14 protein-coding genes and 1 pseudogene are annotated in these 22,092 nt (G+C 73.8%); 7 read left to right on the forward strand and 8 right to left on the reverse strand.

Features of this window, described 5'->3' with window-relative positions; translation table 11 throughout:
• Positions 1 to 200: 200 nt before the first annotated feature.
• Positions 201 to 1,151 (forward strand): annotated as a pseudogene (locus ACFPCY_RS43100) (DUF6056 family protein); the annotation flags it as partial.
• Positions 1,152 to 1,380: 229 nt separating this feature from the next.
• On the opposite strand, the gene ACFPCY_RS25475 reads toward ACFPCY_RS43100, so the two are convergent.
• The 4 genes from ACFPCY_RS25475 to ACFPCY_RS25490 form a co-directional block, all read right to left on the reverse strand.
• A complete protein-coding gene (locus tag ACFPCY_RS25475) occupies positions 1,381 to 2,448 on the reverse strand; it encodes a class I SAM-dependent methyltransferase (protein WP_378259227.1) in 1,068 nt (355 codons plus the stop codon).
• Positions 2,449 to 2,479: 31 nt separating this feature from the next.
• A complete protein-coding gene (locus ACFPCY_RS25480) occupies positions 2,480 to 5,992 on the reverse strand; it encodes a bifunctional glycosyltransferase/CDP-glycerol:glycerophosphate glycerophosphotransferase (protein ID WP_378259229.1) in 3,513 nt (1,170 codons plus the stop codon).
• A 75-nt stretch (positions 5,993 to 6,067) separates the two neighbouring features.
• Entirely contained in the window at positions 6,068 to 9,409 is a 3,342-nt protein-coding gene (locus ACFPCY_RS25485) for a bifunctional glycosyltransferase/CDP-glycerol:glycerophosphate glycerophosphotransferase (protein WP_378259379.1), read from the reverse strand.
• 107 nt (positions 9,410 to 9,516) lie between these two features.
• The gene (locus tag ACFPCY_RS25490; protein ID WP_378259231.1) at positions 9,517 to 10,443 is read right to left on the reverse strand and encodes a hydrogen peroxide-inducible genes activator; all 927 of its coding nucleotides are present in this window, start codon (positions 10,441 to 10,443) and stop codon (positions 9,517 to 9,519) included.
• Between the two features lie 176 nt (positions 10,444 to 10,619).
• Between ACFPCY_RS25490 and ACFPCY_RS25495 the strand changes: the two genes are divergently transcribed.
• From ACFPCY_RS25495 to ACFPCY_RS25510, 4 genes are all read left to right on the forward strand, one after another.
• The gene (locus tag ACFPCY_RS25495; protein WP_378259233.1) at positions 10,620 to 11,180 is read left to right on the forward strand and encodes a peroxiredoxin; all 561 of its coding nucleotides are present in this window, start codon (positions 10,620 to 10,622) and stop codon (positions 11,178 to 11,180) included.
• Between the two features lie 97 nt (positions 11,181 to 11,277).
• A complete protein-coding gene (gene ahpD / locus ACFPCY_RS25500) occupies positions 11,278 to 11,820 on the forward strand; it encodes an alkylhydroperoxidase, AhpD family (protein ID WP_378259235.1) in 543 nt (180 codons plus the stop codon).
• A 162-nt stretch (positions 11,821 to 11,982) separates the two neighbouring features.
• The gene (locus ACFPCY_RS25505; protein ID WP_378259237.1) at positions 11,983 to 12,450 is read left to right on the forward strand and encodes a hypothetical protein; all 468 of its coding nucleotides are present in this window, start codon (positions 11,983 to 11,985) and stop codon (positions 12,448 to 12,450) included.
• Positions 12,447 to 13,577: a glycosyltransferase family 4 protein gene (locus ACFPCY_RS25510; RefSeq protein ID WP_378259239.1), complete on the forward strand. Its 1,131-nt coding sequence runs from the start codon at positions 12,447 to 12,449 to the stop codon at positions 13,575 to 13,577. The genes ACFPCY_RS25505 and ACFPCY_RS25510 overlap by 4 nt, the downstream gene beginning before the upstream one ends.
• Here the strand turns inward: ACFPCY_RS25510 and ACFPCY_RS25515 are convergent.
• Positions 13,552 to 15,249 (reverse strand): cation:proton antiporter, encoded by a 1,698-nt coding sequence (locus ACFPCY_RS25515; protein WP_378259241.1) that lies wholly within the window; start codon positions 15,247 to 15,249, stop codon positions 13,552 to 13,554. The two genes, ACFPCY_RS25510 and ACFPCY_RS25515, sit on opposite strands and share 26 nt — an antisense overlap.
• A 201-nt stretch (positions 15,250 to 15,450) precedes the next feature.
• Here ACFPCY_RS25515 and ACFPCY_RS25520 point away from each other — a divergent pair, with 201 nt between their 5' ends.
• Positions 15,451 to 16,290, forward strand: coding sequence for an SDR family oxidoreductase (locus ACFPCY_RS25520; RefSeq protein ID WP_378259243.1), 840 nt, complete (start codon positions 15,451 to 15,453; stop codon positions 16,288 to 16,290).
• Positions 16,291 to 16,398: 108 nt separating this feature from the next.
• Here ACFPCY_RS25520 and guaA read toward each other — a convergent pair whose 3' ends face one another.
• Positions 16,399 to 17,964 carry a glutamine-hydrolyzing GMP synthase gene (guaA, locus tag ACFPCY_RS25525; RefSeq protein WP_378259245.1) on the reverse strand — a complete coding sequence of 522 codons (1,566 nt, stop codon included), beginning with the start codon at positions 17,962 to 17,964 and terminating at the stop codon, positions 16,399 to 16,401.
• 217 nt (positions 17,965 to 18,181) lie between these two features.
• Here guaA and ACFPCY_RS25530 point away from each other — a divergent pair, with 217 nt between their 5' ends.
• Complete coding sequence (locus ACFPCY_RS25530) at positions 18,182 to 19,408, forward strand: zinc metalloprotease (protein WP_378259247.1); 1,227 nt, start codon at positions 18,182 to 18,184, stop codon at positions 19,406 to 19,408.
• Positions 19,409 to 19,426: 18 nt separating this feature from the next.
• Here the strand turns inward: ACFPCY_RS25530 and ACFPCY_RS25535 are convergent, their stop codons facing one another.
• Positions 19,427 to 20,161 (reverse strand): DNA alkylation repair protein, encoded by a 735-nt coding sequence (locus ACFPCY_RS25535; RefSeq protein WP_378259249.1) that lies wholly within the window; start codon positions 20,159 to 20,161, stop codon positions 19,427 to 19,429.
• Positions 20,162 to 20,331: 170 nt separating this feature from the next.
• Positions 20,332 to 22,080: an FAD-dependent oxidoreductase gene (locus ACFPCY_RS25540; protein ID WP_378259251.1), complete on the reverse strand. Its 1,749-nt coding sequence runs from the start codon at positions 22,078 to 22,080 to the stop codon at positions 20,332 to 20,334.
• Positions 22,081 to 22,092: the final 12 nt, after the last annotated feature.

Consider the following 22,092-nt stretch of genomic DNA (forward strand, 5'->3'; position numbering starts at 1 on the left):
GCGTCGGGAACGGGCTGTTCGTCGGGCTCGCCTACCTTTCCCCCGACTGGGGACTGCGGCTCACGCCCACGGTCGCGCTGCTCTCGCTCGCGGTCGCGGGCGCGCTGCTCGCCCACGCGCTCCTCGCCCGCGCGGGCGCCGGCGCGCATCCGCTCGCCGCCCCGCTCGCGGGCCTCGGCACCGCCGTGCTCGCGCTGGTCATGCAGCCGCGCGCGTACCACACGCTCTACTGGACGGCCGGGGTCATCACGCACACGCTGCCGCCCGCGCTGGTCACCGGCCTCGCCGGCGTCGCCCTGCTCGCGCGCTCGCACCGGGCGCGGCTCTGGACGGGCGCCGCGGCGGTGCCGGTGGGCGTCCTGCTCGGCACGACCAGCGAGACGATCTCGGCGGCGGTGCTGATCCTGGTCGTCCTGGCCGGGATCGGGCAGCCGGTGTTCGCGGGCCGGGCGACGTGGCCGCCCGCGTTCGGCGTCGTGCTCGGCGCGAGCACGGTCGTCGGCGCGGTGATCGTCCTCACCTCCCCCGGCCACGCCGCCGCCCTGCGGCAGCGCACGCACGGGGAGGCGCTGGTCAGCTCGCGGGTGCTGGCCGACACCGTCGCGACGTGGGAGAAGGCGCTCAGCCACCTGTCCACCGACGCGGCGCTTCCGGCGGCGGCCGCGATCGGCTTCGTGGTGTGCCTGCTGGCCCGCACGCACCGGCCGATCCCCGCGGGACGGCTGCTGTTCGCCCTGGTCGCGGCGGGCGCCGGCGTCCTGGCGCTGACGTTCGCGGTCATGTGGGAGCTGCGCGTCGGCTGGGGTCCGGGCGGCTGGCGGTTCTACCGCGCCTGGTTCGCGTTCCAGTACGCGGCCGTGCTGGTCGCCGCGTTCTACGGGTACGCGGCGGCGGACGTCCTGCGCCGCCTGCGGAGCCGCGCGGACGTCCCGCGCGCGGTGGCGTGCGCGGTCTGCGTCGCGCTCGTCGCGGCGGCCTGCACCGGCGCCGCCGGACGGGTCCGGCACACGGCGACGGCGATGATGCACCGCGCCGCCGCCTTCGACGCCCAGTCCGCGCGGGCGGAGCGGGCGAAGCGCGATGGTGCGCGCACCATCGCGATCGCCCGGCTCCCGATCGCGAACCTGGCCGTCCCGTTCGAGAAGCGGCGCGGGCCCGACTGGCTCGCCCCGCTGATCGCCAGGTACTACGGCCTCGCGTCCGTCACCCGCGCGCCCGGGAACCACCGGAAGAGCGGCCGTCCCACCGGCCACCCGACCGGCGGCCCGAGCAGCGGACCGACCGGCGGGCCGGGGCCGGGAGGGGGCGCGAGGATCCTCGCGCCCGGCGAGGCGAAGATCGAGTCGCCCGCGCGGGCGCTCCCGGCCCGTCCGGGGACCGTCAGTCCTGGGACGGCCGCACGGCCGGCACCGTCAGGTCGCGGAGGGCTCGCGGCGGGGCGGTGATCGCCCGGCCCACCTTGAAGCTGGTCGAGCCGCGGAGCGCCTTCAGCAGGCGCTTGCGCTCGGCCAGCTCCTCCTCCAGCCGCTCGTTCTCCGCCCGCAGGCACACCGAGAGGCGGCGCAGCCGCTCGGCCTCCGAGTCCACCGCGACGTCCTTGCGGTGGACGACGCGGACGAACTCCTTCCCGGCGACGCGCTGCCTCTCGTGCCACAACGCGGGCTCGCCGTCGAGGTACTCCAGCAGGTCGGCCTGGACGGCGCCGGCGTCGCCCCACGTCCCGTACAGCTTGGACGGGCTGAGCACGACCGGGTTCAGCCCCTCTTCCAGGACGGCCTCCCAGACGGCCGCCGCGACGCCGGGCGTGTGCCCGGACCGGTAGTCGTCGCAGACGACGATCCCGTCCGGCGCGAGCGCGTCCTTGACGATCTCCAGGTCGGTCACGACGTGCTCGTACAGGTGCGAGGCGTCGATGTGCGCGAACCGCACCGAACCCGCCTCCAGCCGTCCGGCCAGGGTGGACGTCGCCCCCTGCACGATCTCCGGCAGGTCGTCGTGGAAGGCGAGGTAGTTGCGCTCGAACGCGGCCCGCGTCAGCCCCGGATAGGACCGCTTCACCTCGGTGTCGTTGGCGCCGTCCCCGGCGGGCGTCTCGAACAGGTCGCAGACCGTGAAGGTCTCCTCCGGCCGGACGTGGCCGCCGATCAGCACGGCGCTCTTGCCCAGGTAGGCGCCGAGCTCCAGCAGGTCGCCGGTCTGCTCCAGGCGGCGCTGCCGCTCCAGCGTCCAGTCGAACAGCCTGCGGTCCAGATCGAAGAACCACCCCTCGATCTCGTCGATCGTGCTCGGCACGATGGTGCTTTCTGCGTCGGCGCTCGTTGCGTTGTTCGTCACTGCGTCGGTGCTCGGTGCGTCGGTGCTCGGTGCGTCGGTGCTCGGTGCGTCGGTGCTCGGTGCGTCGGTGTTCGGTGCGTCGTTCGTCGGTGCGTTGGTGGTCGTGTCGGTCACGACGATGAACCTCGTTCCCCTCGGTGGCCGGTCAGTTCCCGGGCGGACCGGCGAGCAGCCGGTCCACCGCGCGCGCGGCGGCGCGCCCGTCGTCGTACGGGCAGTAGGTGGCGCGGAAGGCCGCGTAGGCGTCCGCGCGGGGGGCGCAGGCGGCGTCGAGGTCGGCGAGCGCGTCCGCGACCTCCGCGGACGTCGCCACGATCGGGCCGGGGGCCTCGGCGTCGAAGTCGAGGTAGAAGCCGCGGACGGTGTCGCGGTAGCTCTCCAGGTCGTAGGCGTAGAAGACCATCGGCTTGCCCGTGACGGCGAAGTCGAACATCGCCGACGAGTAGTCGGTGACGAGCACGTCCGCGGCGAGGTACAGCTCGGCGATGTCGCCGTACCGGGACACGTCGATCACGAACCCGTCGGAGTCCGACCACGTCCGGTCGGTGATCAGGTAGTGCGCCCGGACGAGCACCACGTGGTCGTCGCCGAGCCGCTCGCGCAGCAGGTCGAGGTCCAGCTCCAGGGAGAACGCGCGGCGGCCGGGGGCGAGGTGGTGGTCGTCCCGCCAGGTCGGCGCGTACAGCACGACCTTCCTGCCGTCCGGGACGCCGAGCCGCGCCCGGACGCGCCGGGCGGTCTCGCCGGCGTCCGGCGCGGTGAGGACGTCGTTGCGCGGGTACCCGGTCTCCAGGATCTCGCCGTCGTAGCGGAACGCGCGGCGCATGATCGGCGTGGTGAAGGGGTTCGGCGAGATGAGCACGTCCCAGCGGTGCACCTCGCGCGCCATCCAGTCGAGCGTCTCGGTGCGCTTGTAGGGCATGTCGCGCAGGTCGTAGGCGAGCTTCTTCAGCGGCGTCCCGTGCCAGGTCTGCATGTACGTCTGGCCCGGACGCTTGACGAACCAGGGAAGCTGGCCGAAGTTCCCGACGACCCAGCGGGCCCGCGCCATCACCTCGTAGTGCTCGCGGCTCTCCATCAGCACCGCGCGGGCGCCCTCGGGGACCTCGAACTGCCCGTCGCGGGTCACCCACACGCATTCGACGTCCGGACGCCTGCGCCGCAGCTCCTCGAACACCGCGCGCGGGCTGCACGAGTACTGGACGCCCTCGTACGAGTCGAACACGGCGAGGTCGCGCAGCGGACGCTCGCGCATGCGCGGATACTCGTCCTCCTGGATCCGGCGCTGCGCGTAGAGGCCGCGCTCGTCGTCGGCGAGGGCCGTCCGGATGTTGAGGCCGAGCGCGTCGATCTGGTGCGTGCCGAACGAGATCTCGTGCAGGCCGACGACCTTCGGCTCGGGCAGCCCGGCGAGGGCGGCGCGCTCCATCACGACCATGGTCTCGCCCGCCTCCGAGTCGACGACCAGGTCCCACAGGCCGCTGCGGAGCGGCAGGCGCGCGCCGAACACCGGCATCCCGCCGGGGGCGAGCTCGGCGCGGAACCGGCGGCCGTCCCACTCCAGCGGGACGCGGTGCTCCTCGCTCGACCTCCGCCGCCGGACGATCAGCTCGTCCGGGACGGGTCCCGGCGTCATCTCGCCCGCCAGCACGAGCCGGTCGCCGTCCGCCCAGGTCACGTCCGTGACGACCGGACGGCGGAAGCGCTCGACGCCCCGGACGTTGCCGAACCGCGTCCGGGTGAGCGTGAAGTCCTGCGCCCCGGCCGGGTAGCGCCCCTCGGGCACCCCGTCGGCGAACATGAACCGCACCGGCTTGTCGGCGCCGCAGAGCCGGAACTCCCAGTTCACTCCGTCGGAGATGCGGGTCGCGCGGGCGACGCGGTCCTCCGCGGACGGGTCGGACAGCAGCTCGTCCAGCGGCAGCTCGACGGCGAACCGGACGCCGCCGTCCGGCCCGGCGGCGACGTCCCGGACGGCCCCCTCGACCAGCCCCTGCCCGTACTGCCGGTGCACCCGGACGACCGGGTCCGCGCCGAGGTCGGCGTCGGTCCAGCCGTCCAGGCGCAGCGCGCCGTCCGGGGTGACGCCGTGGCCGGTGACGAGCGCGTGCTCCCGCTTGACCTGGAGCACGAACCCGGCCGGGTCGGCGGCGGGCTGCACCTTGACCCGTCCGGCGACCGTCCGGGCGTGCGCCCAGCAGGCGCGCGGCCGCTTCGGCGGGCCGACGCGCCGCTCGCCGCGCATGCCCTGCGCGTCCACGGCGACGTGCAGCTCCCAGTTGATCGCGCGCCAGCGCCCGACCCTCAGCCGCGCCGGATCCAGCGTGAAGGTGAACCCCGAATGCTCGTAGGTCGCGGCCGACTGCCCGGACGCGGCGGTCACGTCGGGCCGGACGACGCGCTGGTGCGCCAGGTCGATCCGCCTGCGTCCGCGCGGGTCCTGAAGCCAGACCTTCATCTTCAGGTCGCGCGGCACGGCGGCGTCGATCCGCGAGTAGTGGGCGTGGCCGTCCACGCGGAGCAGGCCGTTCTCCCAGCGCACGTCGTCCACGTCGGCGCGGAGCCGCAGCTCGCCGGTGACGTCGTACACCCGGTCGGGGACGCCGCGCGCGGCATCCCCGAAGAACGGGTAGCGCAGGTACCAGCGGTGCCGGAACAGGCCGCGCCGGACGGCCGCCGCGTCCCGGTCGCCGGTCTTCTCGAACCGCAGCACCTCCAGGAGCTCCGGCAGCATCCGGTGTTCCAGCAGGTGCAGCCGGAGACGCTTGTTCACCGGCAGCAGCGCGCGGGCCTCGGGCGCGGCGTCCCGCAGGCAGGCGGCGCCGAGATCCATGATCCGCTCGCGCTCCGCGTCGGTCGCGGGCAGCAGGTTCTCGGTGAGGACGCCGAGGTCCACGTCCAGGGCGTACCGGTCGTAGGCGGCCTTGAGCGACGGGTCGCGGGAGTCCAGGAACTCGTGGACCATCCGGACCGACGTCATGCGGTCCTCCAGGTTGGACAGCTCCGCCTTCCGCTTGGTGATGGAGCCCTCCCGGTCGCGCCAGTAGTAGACGGGCTGGGAGAACACGTCCACCGACCCGGCCAGGACGTGCGCGGCGACCATGACCGGCGAGTCCTCGTAGAGGATGCCGGGGAAGCCCAGCTCGTGCCGGTCCCAGAACGAGCGCCGGAACACCTTGTTCCACACCATCCGGTCCTGCATGAGCTCGTGCTTGCGCGACACGTGCGTCCGCTCGACGCTGCGCTCGCACGGCTCCCGGTGCGCCCAGCACTGCCACGTCCGGCCGCCGTTGAAGCGGCGGACGTTCCCGGCCGCCAGGTCCGAGCCGGTCCGGTCCAGGCTCTGCGTCATCAGCTCGTAGGCGTACCGCGCGACCACGTCGTCGCTGTCCACGAACGCGAGGTACTCGCCGGTCGCGTGCCGCGTCCCGGTGTTGCGCGCGGGGCCGAGGCCCTGGTTCTCCTGCTGGACGAGCCGGAACCGCGGGTCGCGCTCGGCGAACGCCTTGGCGATGACCGCGCAGTTGTCGGGGGACCCGTCGTCCACCATGACGACCTCGATGTCGGCGAGGGTCTGCCGGGCGAGCGAGACCAGGCACTCCTCCAGGTAGTCCTCGACGTCGTAGAACGGGACGACGATGCTGATCTTCGGTGCCAAGCGGTGCTCCAGAGTGAGGCGGGACGGGGGCGCCGGCCGGGTGACGGGGGCCGGGTCACCGGGGCCGGGGCCGGGTCACAGGACCGCGTCGAGGACGCGCGCGGCGGCGAGCCCGTCGTCGTGCGGGCAGTAGCGGTCGCGGAAGGCCGTGTAGCGGTCGGCGTGCGCGGAGGCGAGGCCGTCCAGCGCCCGGACGGCGTCGGTCAGCTCGTCCTGCGTGCGCAGCAGCGGGCCCGGCGCCTCGGCCGCGAAGTCGAAGTAGAAGCCGCGGACCTGCTCGCGGTAGCGCTCCAGGTCGTAGGCGTAGAAGAGGATCGGCCGGCCGGTGACGGCGAAGTCGAACATCGCCGACGAGTAGTCGGTGATCAGCGCGTCGGCGACCAGGTACAGCTCGGCGATGTCCGGGTAGGCGGACACGTCCAGCACCGGGCCGCCCGCCGGGACGGGCGTCCCGCCGGTGACGAGGTAGTGGGTGCGCAGCAGCAGGACGTGGTCCGGCCCGAGCGCGGCCGTCAGCCGGGCGAGGTCGAGCGGGGCCCGGTACGCGGGCTTCCCGGCGCCGGTCTGCACGTCGTCCCGCCAGGTCGGCGCGTACATCACCACGCGCTTGCCGGGCGGGACGCCGAGCCGCAACCGCACCGCCCGGGCCATCTGCTCGCGGTGCGCGCTGGCGAAGATGTCGTTGCGCGGGTACCCGGTGACCAGCACCTCGCCTTCGTAGGCGAACGCGCGGCGGAAGTGCGGCACGGAGAACTCGTTCTGCGCGAGCAGCACGTCCCACTGCGGGACGTCGTGCTCCATCCAGGCGCGCTTGGCGACGTGCCGGTTCGGCATGTCCAGCACGTCCCAGCCGATGCGCTTGAGCGGCGTCCCGTGCCAGCACTGCACGTAGGTCTGGCCGTCGCGCTTCTCGTACCACCGCGCCTGCGACCAGTTCCCGAACAGGTAGCGGGCGCGGGCGACGGCCTCGTAGTGCTCGCGGCTGCCCGCCAGGACGGTCCGGGCCCCGGCGGGCGTGCCGAAGTCGCCGTTCCGGGTCACCCACACGCAGTCGAGGCCGCTGCCCCGGCGGCGCAGCTCGTCGTACAGGCCGCGCGGGTTGCAGGAGTACTGGCGTCCCCGGTAGGAGTCGAAGACGGCCAGGTCGAGCACGGGTTCGGCGCGCCGCGCGGCGTAGTACCCGCGCTGGAGGCGGGTCTGCCGGTAGGGGCCGCGCTCGTCGTCGGCGAGGGCCGTCCGGACGCGCAGGACGACGCCGCCGTCCCGGTTGGCCCGCACGGTCAGCTCGTGGCGTCCGCTGACGCGCGGGCCGGGCAGTCCGGACGCGGCGCGGCGCTCGGCGAGCAGCGGACGGTCGCCCGCGAGCAGCTCCCAGCGGCCGGGGACGAGCGGGCGGTCCAGGCCGGCCGTCCGCATCCGGCGCGGGGTGAGCGTCCCGACGAACAGCCGTCCCTGCCAGGTCAGCGGGATCTCGTACCGCTCCCCCGAGTCCCGGCCCCGCAGCGTCAGGCCGTCCGGGCAGGAGGCGGGGTCGGCGCAGGTCCCGGCCAGGTGCAGGGTGCCGTCCGCGCGCCAGAGCGCCTCGGTCAGCACGAGGTGCGGCGCGCGGCTGATCGCGCACAGGTCGCCGGCGCGCGTCACGGTCAGCGCGAACTCGGTGCCGCGCGCGGCGTACCGGCCTTCCGGGACGTCCCCGGGGAAGATCAGCTTCAGCCCGCCGGTGAGCGAGAACGACCAGTCGGCCCGGACGGCGGTCAGGTCGGCGAGCGGCAGCAGCGCCCGGAACGCCGTGCCGCCGCCGTCGGCGTCGCCGAGCCGCTCCACCCTCCCGCGCACCTTCGCCAGGCCGCGCGCGGTCGCGGTCAGCCACGCCTTCCCGCCGGGATCGCGGCGCAGCACGCCCCGGATCTCCAGGTTCCCCCGCTCGCGGGCGTGCCCGGTCAGGACGGCGTCGTTCGCGCGGACGCGCAGTAACTGCCGCCCGTCCACGGCGACGGTCTGGAGCCGTGCCGCCGGGGACAGCTCGCGGTCCAGCGGCCACCGCTCGGCCGCGCGCGGCGGCGCGAGCGTCCGCCTCCGGTGCACGCCCTGCGCGGCGACCTCCACGCACAGCCGCCAGTCCCCGGTGCGCCAGCGGCCGAGGAGCTTCAGCGCGTCCGGGTCGATCTCGGCGGTGAACCCCGAGTCGTCGTGGGACACCGCCGACTGCCCGGACGCGGCGGTCACGTCCGGCCGCCGGACCCGCTTCACCGGGACGCGCATCAGCCCGAGCCGCCGGCTCGCCAGCAGCCAGAGCCTGATGCGGCTGCCCTCGGAGTCCAGCATCGGGATGTAGGCGTGGCCCTCGATGCGCAGCCGGTCCCCGGCCCACACCGCGCGGTCGACGCACGCGACCGGGCGCATCTCCTCGGTCACGTCGTACACGTGCGCCGGGACGGCGAGGGCGGCATCCTCGAAGTAGGGGTACGCGGCGTACCAGGGTCCGCGGCGTCCGCGCCGGACGGCCTTCGCGTTAGCGGCGTCGCCCGCCTGCTCGTACCGGACGACCTCGGCCAGCTCGTCCGGCAGGCCGCGCGCGAGCAGGTGCAGCTTGAGCCGCGCGAGCGCGGGCAGCCCGGCGACCATGGACGGGTCGAGCCGTCCGGCGATCTCGGCGCCCAGGGCGGCGGCTGCGGCGTGCTCGCCGCCGTCCGCGCGGGCGAGCTCGGTCATCAGGGCGGCCAGCTCGGCCCGCACCAGCACGTGCTCGTCGAACGCCCGGACGGCGTCCGGCGCCTCGCAGGTCAGGAAGTCGCGGTCGGCGCTCGCCGCCGCCAGCCGCGCCTCGATGCCGGGGTCGTCCTCCGGCTCCGCGCGGGACGGGAACGGGACGTCCAGCACGTCGATCGTCGTGGCGAGCGCCAGCGCCCGGACGGCCGTCGAACGCTCCCCGCTCGCGCGGGCCAGGTCGCAGCGGTCCCAGAAGTCGCGGCGGAAGACCTTCCCCGCCAGGGACGGGTCGTGGAGCAGCCGCGGGCTGCGGGCGACGCTCGTCCGGTCGGCGGCCACGAGCCCGGACGCGGCGATGTCCGAGCCGGAGCGGTCGAGCGCGGCGGCGAGCGCCGCGTAGGACCCGGCGGGGACGGCCTCCCGCGCGTCCGCGAACGCCAGCAGCTCGCCGGACGCGGCGGCGACCCCCGCGGCGCGGGCCGCGTCCGGCCCCCGGGACGGCTGCTCGACGAGCCGGAACCGGGCGTCCCGGACGGTCATCTCCTTCGCCGTGATCCCGCCCGCGTCGGTCGAGCCGTCGTCCACCATGACGACCTCGAGATCGCGCACCCGCTGGCCGGCCAGCGACGCCAGGCACGCGCCCAGGCGGTCCTCGGCGTTGCGGAACGGGACGACGACGCTGAGCTTCGGGGACATGCCCTCCAGCATGGTCACACTTGGTGACCGTCCCGGCCCGGTTCGTCATTGCCAGGCCGCCTCCTGACCCAGACTTGACCCACCCCTGCCGTTCCCCGCGGTGGGCGGGCCGGGGCCGGTCAGCCGAGCGTGCGCAGGCCGGGCCACTCCGCGGCGACGGCCTCGCGGAGGGACGCGGCGAGCGCCTCGAAGTCGTCCGCGCGCGGCGACGTGCCGCGGTACGCCAGCCCGATCCGCCGGGACGGCGCGGGCGCGGCGAACCGGTGCTCGGCGAGGCCGGGCGCGCGCCGCGTCTCGACGGTCAGCGCCGTCTCCGGGACGAGCGTCACGCCGAGCCCGCCCGCGACGAGCTGGACGAGCGTGGACAGGCTCGTCGCGTAGGTCGCCGACCCGGCCCGCGCGCCGACCTCGCGGCACACGTCCAGGGCCTGGTCGCGCAGGCAGTGCCCCTCGTTGAGCAGGATCACGTCCAGCTCGTTCAGGTCCGCGCGCTCGACCCGCGGCGGCAGCTCCATCGCGGCGGGCGCGACGAGCGCGAAGTCCTCGTCGTAGAGGGTGAGTTCGGTCACTCCGGACGCCGGGACGGGCAGGGCGAGCAGGATCACGTCGAGCCGTCCGGCGAGCAGCTCGGCGGTGATCTCGTCGGTCTGCTCCTCGTGCACCGACAGCTCCAGCTCGGGGAAGCGCTCGGCCAGGTGCGGCAGCACGACCGGGAGCAGGTACGGCGCGACCGTCGGGATCACGCCGAGCCGCAGCGGCCCGACCAGCGGCCCGCGCACCGCCTCCACGTCCTCGACCAGCCGGTCCAGCTCGGCGAGGACGGTCTCGGCGCGCCGCGCCACCCGCTCCCCGGCCGGTGTGAGCAGGACCCGCCGTGTCGTACGCTCCACCAGCCGGGTGTTCAGCGTCTCCTCCAGGGCGGCGACCGCCCCCGACAGCGCGGGCTGGCTCATCCGCAGCGCGGCGGCCGCGTCCCGGAAGTGCAGGTACTCGGCGAGCGCCAGGAACGCGCGCAGCTGGGCGACGGTCGGACGGCTGATAGCCAACTCCTATCACTCGAACCACACTGATCCGATTTCTCTTTTCACGGTACCTGGTGCACGCTGGTGACGTCGGCCGGCGGGGGGCGGCCGAGCCGCTCCCCCGTGTGCGCTGACCTGCCCGGACGTGCGCCGCCCCGCGCGGGGCCGTCCCTCCGGAGTCGCAACCAAAGGAGCCTTGCGTGCTTACCGTCGGAGACCAGTTCCCCGAGTACGAGCTGACTGCCTGCGTGTCGCTCGACCCCGACAACGCCTTCGAGACGATCAACCACAAGTCCTACGAGGGCAAGTGGCGCGTGGTGTTCTTCTGGCCGAAGGACTTCACCTTCATCTGTCCGACCGAGATCGCCGAGTTCGGCCGCCTCAACGAGGAGTTCGCCGACCGCGACGCCCAGGTGCTCGGCGCGTCGGTGGACAACGAGTTCGTCCACTTCGCGTGGCGCAAGGACCACCCGGACCTGCGCGAGCTGCCGTTCCCGATGCTGTCGGACCTGAACCGCGAGCTCGTCTCCGCGCTCGGCATCCTCACCCCGGACGGCGTCGCCCAGCGCGCCACCTTCATCGTGGACCCGAACAACGAGATCCAGTTCTCCATGGTCACCGCGGGCTCGGTCGGCCGGAACGTCAAGGAGGTCCTGCGGGTCCTCGACGCCCTGCAGAGCGACGAGCTGTGCCCCTGCAACTGGAACAAGGGCGAGGCCACCCTCGACGCCGCCTCCCTGATGGCCGGCGCCGGCGCCTGAGCCTCCCCCCGAACCACTCCGCCGCCTGACGCGGCATGAAAGCGGCCGGTCGCGGACGACCGCGGCCGGCCGCCGCCGTCCCGAAAGGAACCCCGAGATGAGCGTCGACGCGCTGAAGTCCGCCCTCCCCGACTACGCCAAGGACACCAAGCTGAACCTGGGCTCGGTGACGACGACCTCGTCGCTCTCCGAGCAGCAGCTGTGGGGCACCGTGCTCGCCTCCGCGCTCGCGAGCCGCAACGCCCGCGTCGTCCGCGAGATCGCCGACGACGCCGCCGACTACCTGTCGGCCGAGGCGTTCGAGGCGGCCAAGGCCGCCGCGTCCATCATGGCGATGAACAACATCTACTACCGCGCCACCCACCTGCTCAGCGACGACACCTACGAGACGCTGCGCGCGGGCCTGCGGATGAACATCATCGGCAAGCCGGGCGTCGAGAAGGCCGACTTCGAGCTGTGGTGCCTCGCGGTGTCGGCGGTCAACGGCTGCGGCAAGTGCCTGGACTCGCACGAGAAGGTCCTGCGCGACGCGGGCCTGTCCCGCGAGCAGATCCAGGAGGCCCTGAAGATCGCCGCCGTCGTGCACGCCGCCGCCCTGACGCTGGAGGCCGAGGAGTCCCTCGCCCCCGCCGCGGTCTGACGCGCGCGCCGTCCGAACGGCTTGCGCCGCCCGAGCCCGGCCCGGAGTCCGCTCCGTGCCGGGCTCGCGCATGTTCAAGACCGGTCCAGGGTTTGACAGGTCCGTCCGCCCCGGCCCGTCCCGGCGGCCAGGCTGATGCCGAGCACGGGGACGGGAGGGCGGATGACCAGGGCTCCGGACGGCCCGTTCGCCGAGGCCACCGAGGTGTGGCCGCGCGGCGGGCGGATCACGATCATCGGCGAGCTGGACGGCGCGGACGGCACCTCCGGGCGGTGGTCGCTGCTGGTGGTGCCGCGCCCGAAGCGGCCGCGGGGGTTCGCGCGGCGCGTCCACTACCGGCTGCTCGGGGCGCGGCGCCCGCTGCACCTCGCGGCGGACGTGCGCGGCCGGACGTTCGAGGCGGCGGTCCCGGCGCGGCTGCTCGCGCCGCTGCGCCGCCGCGGCCACTGGGACCTCTACCTCGTCGCCGAGGACGGCACCGGCCCGCTCCGGGTGGGCCGGTGGCTGGACGACATGCCGGGCAAGCGGCACATCGTGACGTTCCCGCCCGTCCGGACGCGCCGGACGGCCGTCCGCCCCTACTTCACCGAGACCGAGGCGCTCAGCATCAGGACGGTGGCCGCGCGATGAGGATCACCTACGTGCTGGCCTGGCCGAACGCGATGGGCGGCACCGCGCGGACGGTCGTCAACCAGGCCAACGCGATGGCCGCGGCGGGCCACGACGTCGAGATCGTCGGCGTCGCGTGGGCCGGGCAGAGCCCGAACTTCCCGGTCGATCCGCGCGTCCGGATGGGGACGATCGTGTCCGGGCCGGTCCCGCCGTCCGGGCCGGGCCGCGAGGTGCCGCCGGGCGAGAGCGCGTACGCGTCCCTGTTCAGCGCCGCCGTCGAGGACGCCGTGATCGGCTGGATGCGCGACCGCGAGGACGGCGTCCTGGTGACGACGCGTCCGGCGCTGAACCTGCTGGCCGCCCGGTACGCGCCCGCGCGGGTCGTCCGTGTCGCGCAGGAGCACCTGAACCTCGCCAGCCACCGCCCGGACGTGCGCGCCGCGATCCTCGCCGACTACCCCGCCCTGGACGCCGTCGTCACGCTCACCCGGCGCGACCAGGCCGGCTACCGGGCCGCGATGGGCGGCGCCGTCCGGGTCGCGCGCATCCCGAACGCCCTGCACTCGCTCGACGTCCCGCGCTGCGACCCCGACGCGAAGCTGGTCGTGGCCGCCGGGCGCCTCGTCACCCAGAAGGGCTTCGACCTGCTGATCCGCGCGTTCGCCAAGGTCGTCGAGCGGCACCCGGACTGGCGGCTGCGCATCCACGGGCGGGGCAGGAAGGAACGGTCGCTGCGCCGGCTGATCAACGAGCACCACCTCTACAACCACGTGTTCCTGATGGGCACGACGCGCGAGCTCCACCGGGAGCTCGCGAAGGGCTCGGTCTTCGCGCTCAGCTCGCGGTTCGAGGGCTTCGGCATGGTCCTGATCGAGGCGCTGAGCCACGGCCTCCCGATCGTGTCGTTCGACTGCCCGGAGGGCCCCGGCGAGATCCTCACCGACGGCCACGACGGCGTCCTCGTCCCGCCCGAGGACGTCGAGGCCCTCGCCGACGCGCTCTGCGCCGTCATCGAGGACCGCTCCCTGCGCGCGGACATGGGCGAGGCCGCGCTGCGCACCGCCGGGCAGTACGGGCCCGACTCCGTCCGTCCCCTGTGGGAGGCCCTCTTCGCCGAGGTCAGTTCCCGGACGGGGGTGGCGTGAGGGCGAGCTCCTCGGCGTCCAGGCGGACCTGGGCGCGGGAGATCGAGGCCGTCCGGTGCGTCCCGTTCCGGCGCGCGTCGAGCAGCGCGGCGCGCTCGGCCTCGATGACGCGCAGCCGCAGCCGGCGGTACTGCTCGCGGACCGCGTCGAAGTCCGGCGGCACGTCCGCCCCGGGTCTCGCCTTCGAACCGGCCGGGATGCGCTCGTCCTCGCGGACCTTCGCGATCACCTTCGGCGGGACGGACCCGTCCCGCTCGGCCCGCTCCAGCACCTCCGCGCCGCGCGCGGACATCTCGCCGATCAGCGACACCAGGTCCTCGCGCAGCGCGTCCGGGTCGTCCGGCGGGACCTTCGCCGCCTTGATCACCGACGGCAGGCTGAGGCCCTGGAGCAGCAGCGTCGTCGCGGCCACGACGAACGCGACGAGGATCAGCTCCGGACGCAGCGGGGTGTCCTCCGGAAGCGTCTGCGCCGCCGCGACCGTGATCGCGCCGCGCATCCCCGACCACGCGAGCACCGCCCCCGCGCGCCAGCCGAGCGTGTCCTCCAGCACGAACCGGACGTCCGCCGACACGCGCGTCAGGCGGCGCTCGAACCGGACCTTGCGCCGGTCGTCGGGGCGCTCGTCCAGCCGCGTGCGGATCACGTCCAGCCTCGGCACGGCCCGCTGCGCGCGCTGCTCCTCCCGCCGGACGGTCGCCATCAGGAACGGCAGGAACACGATCCGGACCAGCACGACCAGCCCGGACGCCGCGAGCCCGAGCAGCAGCGAGTGCCCGACGCTCAGGTGGTGCCGGCCCACCTCGTCCACCAGCCCGTGCAGGCTGAGCCCCATGAACAGGAAGACCGCGCTCTCCAGCAGGAACGCGATCGTCCGCCAGTTGGTCAGGTCGCTCAGCCGGTCGGCCGCGCTGAGCAGCCGCGGCCCGTGCCCGCCCGTGACGAGCCCGGTCACCACGACGGCGAGGATCCCGGACGCCTCCAGTTCCTCGGCCGGGATGAACGCCGCGTACGGGACGACGAACGACAGCGCCGTCCCCATCACCGGGTCCGCCAGCCGGGCCCGCACCACCACCCCGAGATGCCCGACGACCCATCCGACCAGCGACGCGACGACCACCGAGTAGAGGAACTCCGCCGCCACGCCGCCGATCGACACCGACGTCGCGACCGCCGCGACCGCCGACCGCAGCAGCACCAGCGACGTCGCGTCGTTGACCAGCCCCTCGCCCTCCAGGATCGTCAGCAGCCGCGACGGCAGCCCGAGCCGCCGTCCGACCGACGTCGCCGCCACCGCGTCCGTGGGGCTCACCACCGCGCCGACCGCGAACGCGACCGGCAGCGGGATCTCGGGGATCAGCCGGTTCAGCAGCCAGCCGACCAGCAGCGTCGTCACCACGACCAGCAGCACGGCCAGCCCGAAGATCACCTTCCGGTTCCGGCGGAAATCGGTGCCGGGCATGTTCACCGCCGCCGAGTACATCAGCGGCGGCAGCACCCCGGCGAGGATCAGCTCCGGCGGGACGTCCGGCACCGGCACGCCCGGTACGAACCCGAGCGCGCCGCCGACCACGACCAGCGCCAGCGGCGCCGCCAGCCCGAGCCGCTCGGCGGACGCCGCGACCGTCACGAGGCTGACGACCCCCACCACCGCCACCAGCGCATTCGCCATGCCCGGCAGCCTGTTCCGGACCCCGCCCGGAGGTCCATCCGCCACCCGCCGGCCTGGCAACTCGTGAACCCGCGAAGACCGCGCCCAGACCGTCGGATTCAGTAAGTCGTCCGACTGACTATGGACAGCAGCCCGGCGGTCGGGCTAGGGTTCCCACTAGTCAGTCAGTCAGCTAACTAACTTACTTTGAGGGAGCCTCACATGATCGTCGTCACGGGTGCCACCGGGAACGTCGGCCGCACGCTGGTCCGCCTGCTCGCCGAGGAGGGCCACCAGGTCACCGCCGTGTCCCGGCGCATCACCGACGCGGACGTCCCGTCCGGCGTCCGCGCCGTCGCCGCCGACCTCGCGGACTCGCCCGCCCTGCCCGCCTTCCCGGCCGCCATGGACGCCGTCTTCCTCATGATCGGCGGAGACCTCATGATGTCCGGCGACCCGGCGCGGGTCGTCGCCCCGTTCGCGCGCGCCGGACGGATCGTCCTGCTCTCGTCCCAGGGCGTCGCCACCCGACCCGACTCGCCGTCCCACGGCCGCGCGTTCGCCGCCTACGAGCAGGCCGTCATGGACTCCGGCACCGCCTGGACGATCCTGCGCCCGGGCGGCTTCGCGTCCAACTCCTACGCCTGGGTCCCGTCCGTCCGGGCGGCCCGCACCGTCGCCGCGCCCTTCGGCGACGTCCCGCTCCCCGTCATCGACCCGGACGACATCGCCGCCGTCGCCGCCGTCGCCCTCACCCGTCCCGGCCACGAGAAGGCCGTGTACGAACTCACCGGCCCCGCGGCGACCACCCCGCGCGAACGCGCCGGCGCCATCGCCGAGGCCATCGGCGAGCCGCTCACCTTCGTCGACCAGACGCGCGACGAGGCCCGCGCCCAGATGCTCGCCTTCATGCCCGCCCCCGTGGCCGACACCACCCTCGACATCCTCGGCGCCCCCACCGTCCGCGAGCGGACCGCGACCACCGACGTCGAGACCCTCCTGGGCCGTCCGGCCACGCCCTTCACCGCCTGGGCGGCCCGCAACGCCCCGGCCTTCCGCTGAGTGGAGAAGCGAAGCGCGGGCCGGCGCGGTGCGGGCGTCACCGATGCCGGCACGTCCCTGGGACGTCACAACACCCGGAGGCCCGCGCCGCCTGGTGGCGGCGGCGCGTCACTCCCACTCGATGGTGCCCGGCGGCTTGCTGGTGACGTCGACGACGACGCGGTTGATCTCGCGGACCTCGTTGGTGATCCGCGTGGAGATCCTCGACAGGACGTCGTAGGGCAGCCGGGCCCAGTCGGCGGTCATGGCGTCCTCGCTGGTGACGGGGCGCAGCACGACCGGGTGGCCGTACGTGCGGCCGTCGCCCTGGACGCCGACGGAGCGGACGTCGGCGAGCAGCACGACCGGGAACTGCCAGATCTCGCGGTCGAGACCGGCGCGGGTCAGCTCCTCGCGGGCGATGGCGTCCGCCTCGCGCAGGATGTCCAGCCGCTCGCGCGTGACGGCGCCGATGATCCGGATGCCGAGGCCCGGGCCGGGGAACGGCTGCCGCCAGACGATCTCGGCGGGCAGGCCGAGCTGCTCGCCGAGCGCGCGGACCTCGTCCTTGAACAGCGTGCGCAGCGGCTCGACCAGGGTGAACTGGAGGTCCTCCGGGAGGCCGCCGACGTTGTGGTGGGACTTGATGTTGGCCGCGCCGGTGCCGCCGCCGGACTCCACCACGTCCGGGTACAGGGTGCCCTGGACGAGGAACTCGACCGCCTCGGCCGAGGTGCCGACGATCTCGCGCGCGGCCTCCTCGAACACCCGGATGAACTCGCGCCCGATGATCTTGCGCTTGGTCTCCGGGTCGGTGACGCCGGCCAGGGCGTCGAGGAACCGCTCCTGCGCGTCCACGACGTGCAGGTTCACGCCGGTGGCGGCGACGAAGTCCTTCTCGACCTGCTCGGCCTCGCCCTTGCGCAGCAGCCCGTGGTCGACGAACACGCAGGTCAGCTGCGGGCCGATGGCGCGCTGCACGAGCGCCGCCGCGACCGCCGAGTCCACCCCGCCGGACAGCCCGCAGATCGCCCGCTTGTCCCCGACCTGCGCGCGGACCTCCTCGATCGCCTCCTCGGCGATGTTGACCATCGTCCAGCCCGGACGGCAGCCCGCGCCCTCGTACAGGAACCGGCGCAGCACCTCCATGCCGTGCTCGGTGTGCAGCACCTCGGGGTGGAACTGGACGCCGTAGAAGCCGCGCTCCCGGTCCTCCATGCCCGCGACGGGCGTGACCTCGGTGGACGCCGTGACCGTGAACCCCTCGGGCGCGCGCGACACGAAGTCGCGGTGCGACATCCACACCGCCTGCCGCTCGGGCATCCCGGCGAACAGCATCCCCGGCGTGGCGACCGCGATCTCGGCCCCGCCGTACTCGGCGACCTCGGAGTTGGCGACGGTGCCGCCCAGCGCCTGCGCCATCACCTGGTGCCCGTAGCAGATGCCCAGCGTCGGGACGGAAAGGTCGAACAGCCCGTCGGGCGCGGCCGGCGCGCCCTCCTCGTACACCGAGGCCGGACCGCCGGAAAGGATGATCGCCTTCGGCTTCTTCGCGAGCATCTCCGCCGCCGGCATGGTCGACGGCACGATCTCGGAGTACACATGGCACTCGCGGACCCGCCGCGCGATCAGCTGCGCGTACTGCGCGCCGAAGTCGACGACGAGAACGGTGTCAAAGGACTGGTCTACTGCCACGGGCAGCGCCTTTCGCGGGACGGACGAGGCGGAGATCCCAGTTTAGAGGCCCGCTGCCTGCACCGATGCCCCGCCCCGGCGTGGCGCCCGCCACGCAGTGCCCCTGTCCGGTAACGGACGGCATCGAATCACTCGCTACCGCGACACATTCGACCACGCTCTGGTACGTGTTAACAACGCATTGTGGCCGCTCCCGTCCGTCCCACCGAGGAGATCCGTGAAGTCCCTGCTCGCCACCATCCTCCTGACCACCGCTCCCGTCCTCCCCCCGCCGCCCCAACTCCCCCCCGCCCTCACCCCAACCCGCCCCACCTGCATCAGCACGCACGACGTGACCGGCGCCCAGGGCATGACCGGCCTCCAGCGCACGAGCAGCGCGCGGAGCGCGCCCGGTGCGAGGGACGTGCCCGGCGCCCAGGGCATGACCGGCACGCAGCTCAGGACCGGCACGCAGCTCAGGACCGGCACGCAGCCCAGGTCCGGCACGCACCTCAAGTCCGGCACGCGGCTCAAGTCCGGCACGCGGCTCAGGTCCGGCGCGCAGCTCAGGTCGGGTGCGCCGACCGGGAGTGGCGGACGGGCCGTGGGGCTGGTGGACGGGGAGGAGGCACGGATCCGGCCGGGGTCGCACGTCCGCGAGCGGAACGTGGCGGCTCCCGGTGAGGCCGCCGCGGTCGAGCGGCAGTTGAACGAGCTGCTCGCACAGCTGGGCATGCCCGTGACCGCCCTGCCGAGGCCGTCGACGATGCCGAGCGCGGGGGCGCGGCGGTCGCTGACCGGGCGCGTGCAGATCCCGGTGTACTTCCACGTGCTCCACAACGGGAAGGCCGGCGACATCCCCGACTCGCTCGTCCGCAAGCAGATCGCCGTGCTGAACGCGGCCTACGGCGGACGCTACGGCGGAGCCGACACCGGGTTCTCCTTCGCGCTGCAGAAGACCACCCGCTCCGACAACGCGTCCTGGTACTCGAACGCGGAGGCGACGGAGCAGGAGTTCAAGTCCAGGCTCCACCGCGGCGGCCCCAACGCGCTCAACCTGTACAGCGCCGACCTCGGCGGCGACCTGCTCGGCTGGTCCACCTTCCCGTGGAAGGACAGGGGCGCCCCCAGGATGGACGGCGTGGTCATCCACCTCGGCAGCATGCCGGGCGGCAGCATCGACCACTTCGACCGCGGCTTCAGCGCCGTCCACGAGACCGGCCACTGGCTGGGCCTCCTCCACCCCTTCGAGGGCGGCTGCAACGGCCACGGCGACTACGTGAGCGACACCCCGCCCGAGCGGGACGCCAGCAACGGCTGCCCCACCGGCAAGGACACCTGCCCCGCACCCGGCCTCGACCCCGTCCACAACTTCATGGACTACTCCTGGGACTCCTGCATGACCCAGTTCACGAAGGGCCAAGGCGTCCGAGCCCACAAGACCTTCACGGCCTACCGCACCTGACCCCGCTCCCCCGCGCGGTCAGGTCGCGGTGCGGGATCGGGCCAGGGCTTCGGCGGTCTCGGGCGGGAGGTGGCGGACGGCCTCCCGGAAGGTCACGCCGGACATGCGGACGAGATGGCGGGACGTCCAGTCGGCGACCCAGCCGGGGTCCTTCTTGGACAGTTCGCGCAGCACCCAGCCGATGGCCTTGCGGATGAAGAATTCGGACTCGTCGAGCAACACCTCCCCGTAGTGATCGATGCGTGCCAGGTCGGGGGTCCCCCACCTGATTCCGGCCAGCAGCGCCAGGATCGCCGTGCGCCGTATCCATAGGTACTCGTCCTCGACCCACGTATCGAGCCGGCGGGCAACCTGTGGATAACTCAGCGCCAAGCGTCCGACGACCTTCTCGGCGAGGGCGTCCACCAGGGCCCACGTGCTGGAGTCGCGCACCAGTCCCTCGACGAAGTCGAGATCCTCGGGCTCCAGGGCGTCCACCCGCTTGACCAGGACCTCGACCGCCGCGAGGCGGGCCTCCTGCACGGGCCGCCCCGCCTCGGTCACCGCCCACAGCCCCGACGCGAGTGCCAGCAGTTCAGGGCGAGACGGTCGCGTCCGCACCGATGCGACCGCCACCCGGCGCACCACGGGCACCGGAACCCCGAAATGCACGAACGAACTCTTCAGATAGCGCCGCTCGGCCTCCGCCCGCGCAGCGTCCCCCTGCGCGCGCAGCTCACGAACGATCCGGGTCACCTCTTCGGACGCGTCCACGCCCGAACCCTAACCGCCAGGAACGCCCGCAGCAGCCGCCAGGAACACCCGCAGCCGACCAACGGGATCGCCGTTCCTCAGGACGCAACCCCGCCCACCCACCGCGCGCCTCCGCCTTCCCACCGCGCATCCGCCTCAGCGCGCGCATGGGGACTCTGTGAGATGGGGGTTTAGGTGATGTCGACGATCGGGAGGCGCAGGGCGGCTGGGGCGTCGGCGGGGACGACCGGGTTCTTCGGGGTCACCGCCGGGACGCGCCGGTAGGACGAGCCGAGCGCCGGACGCCGGTCCTCCTCGCCCTTGTTCGGCCACAGCGACATCGCGCGTTCCGCCTGCGCGGTGATCGTCAGGGACGGGTTGACGCCCAGGTTCGCCGAGACCGCCGAGCCGTCCACGACGTGCAGGCCGGGGTGACCGTAGACGCGGTGGTACGGGTCGATGACGCCGGTCTCCGGGGAGTCGCCGATGACGCAGCCGCCGAGGAAGTGCGCGGTCATCGGAATGTCGAACAGGTCGCCCCAGGAGCCGCCCGCGATGCCGCCGATCTCCTCGGCGATCTCGCGCGCGGCGGCGTGGCCGGCCGGGATCCAGGTCGGGTTCGGCTCGCCGTGCCCGGCCTCGGCGCGCACGTCCCAGCCGAGGGGGCCGCGCTTCGGGCGGAGCGTGATCGAGTTGTCGCGGGTCTGCATGACCAGGGCGATGACCGTCCGCTCCGACCAGTGCCGCACGTCGAGGAGCTGGACGAGGTCGGCCGGGCGCCGGACCGCCTCGCGCAGGAACTTGCCGAGCCGCGGCCGGTGCTTCTCGCCCGGCCGGTCGCCGTCCACCAGCAGCGTCTGGAGGGCCGCCATCAGGTTGGAGCCCTTGCCGTACCGGACGGGTTCGATGTGCGTGTCCGGCGTCGGATGGAAGGACGAGGTGATCGCGACGCCGCGCGAGAAGTCGGCGCCGGGGTGGCCGTTGCGCCGTCCCGCGCCGAGGATCGCCTCGGAGTTCGTCCTGGTCAGGTGGCCCAGCCGATCGGAGAGCTTCGGCAGCGTCCCGGTGGTCTTGAGCTTGTGCAGGAGTTTCTGCGTCCCGTACGTCCCGGCGGCGAAGACGACCTGCCCGGCGGTCAGGGTCTTGCGGTTGCGCCCGAAGGACCCGGTCCGGACGAGTTCGACCTCGTATCCGCCGCCGGCGAGCGGCGCGACCCGCGTGACCCGGCTGAGCGGCATGATCCGCGCGCCCGCCTTCTCCGCGAGGTACAGGTAGTTCTCGGTGAGCATGTTCTTCGCGCCGTGCCGGCAGCCGACCATGCACTCGCCGCATTCGGTGCAGCCGCGCCGCTGCGGGCCCGCGCCGCCGAAGTACGGGTCGCCGGACGCGCGGCCCGGGCCGTCCCCGAAGAAGACGCCGACCGGCGTCCGGACGAACGTGTCGCCCTTGCCCATCCGCTCGGCGACGCTGCGCATCACCTTGTCGGCGGCCGTGATCGTCGGGTTCTGGACGACCCCGAGCATCCGCTTGGCCTGGTCGTAATAGGGCGCGAGTTCGGCCTGCCAGTCGGTGATGTGCGCCCACTGCCGGTCGCGGAAGAACGGCTCCGGCGGGACGTACAGGGTGTTCGCGTAGTTCAGCGAGCCGCCGCCGACCCCGGCGCCCGCGAGCACCATGACGCGGCTCGCCTTCTGGCCGCGGACGAGGTGGATGCGCTGCATCCCGGTGAGGCCGAGCGCGGGCGCCCACAGGTACCGGGACACGCGCCAGTTGGTCTTGGGAAGTCCCGGGTACCGCGCGCCCGCGGTCCCGGCCTGCCCGGTGTCGAAGCGGCGTCCCGCCTCGATCACGCCGACCTTGTAGCCCTTTTCGGTCAGCCGCAGCGCGGTGACGCTGCCGCCGAAACCGGACCCGATGACCAGGACGTCGTAGTCGTGCATCGCCCGCGCCCG

The organism is Actinomadura gamaensis, from assembly GCF_042652125.1.
GTDB lineage: Bacteria > Actinomycetota > Actinomycetes > Streptosporangiales > Streptosporangiaceae > Spirillospora > Spirillospora gamaensis.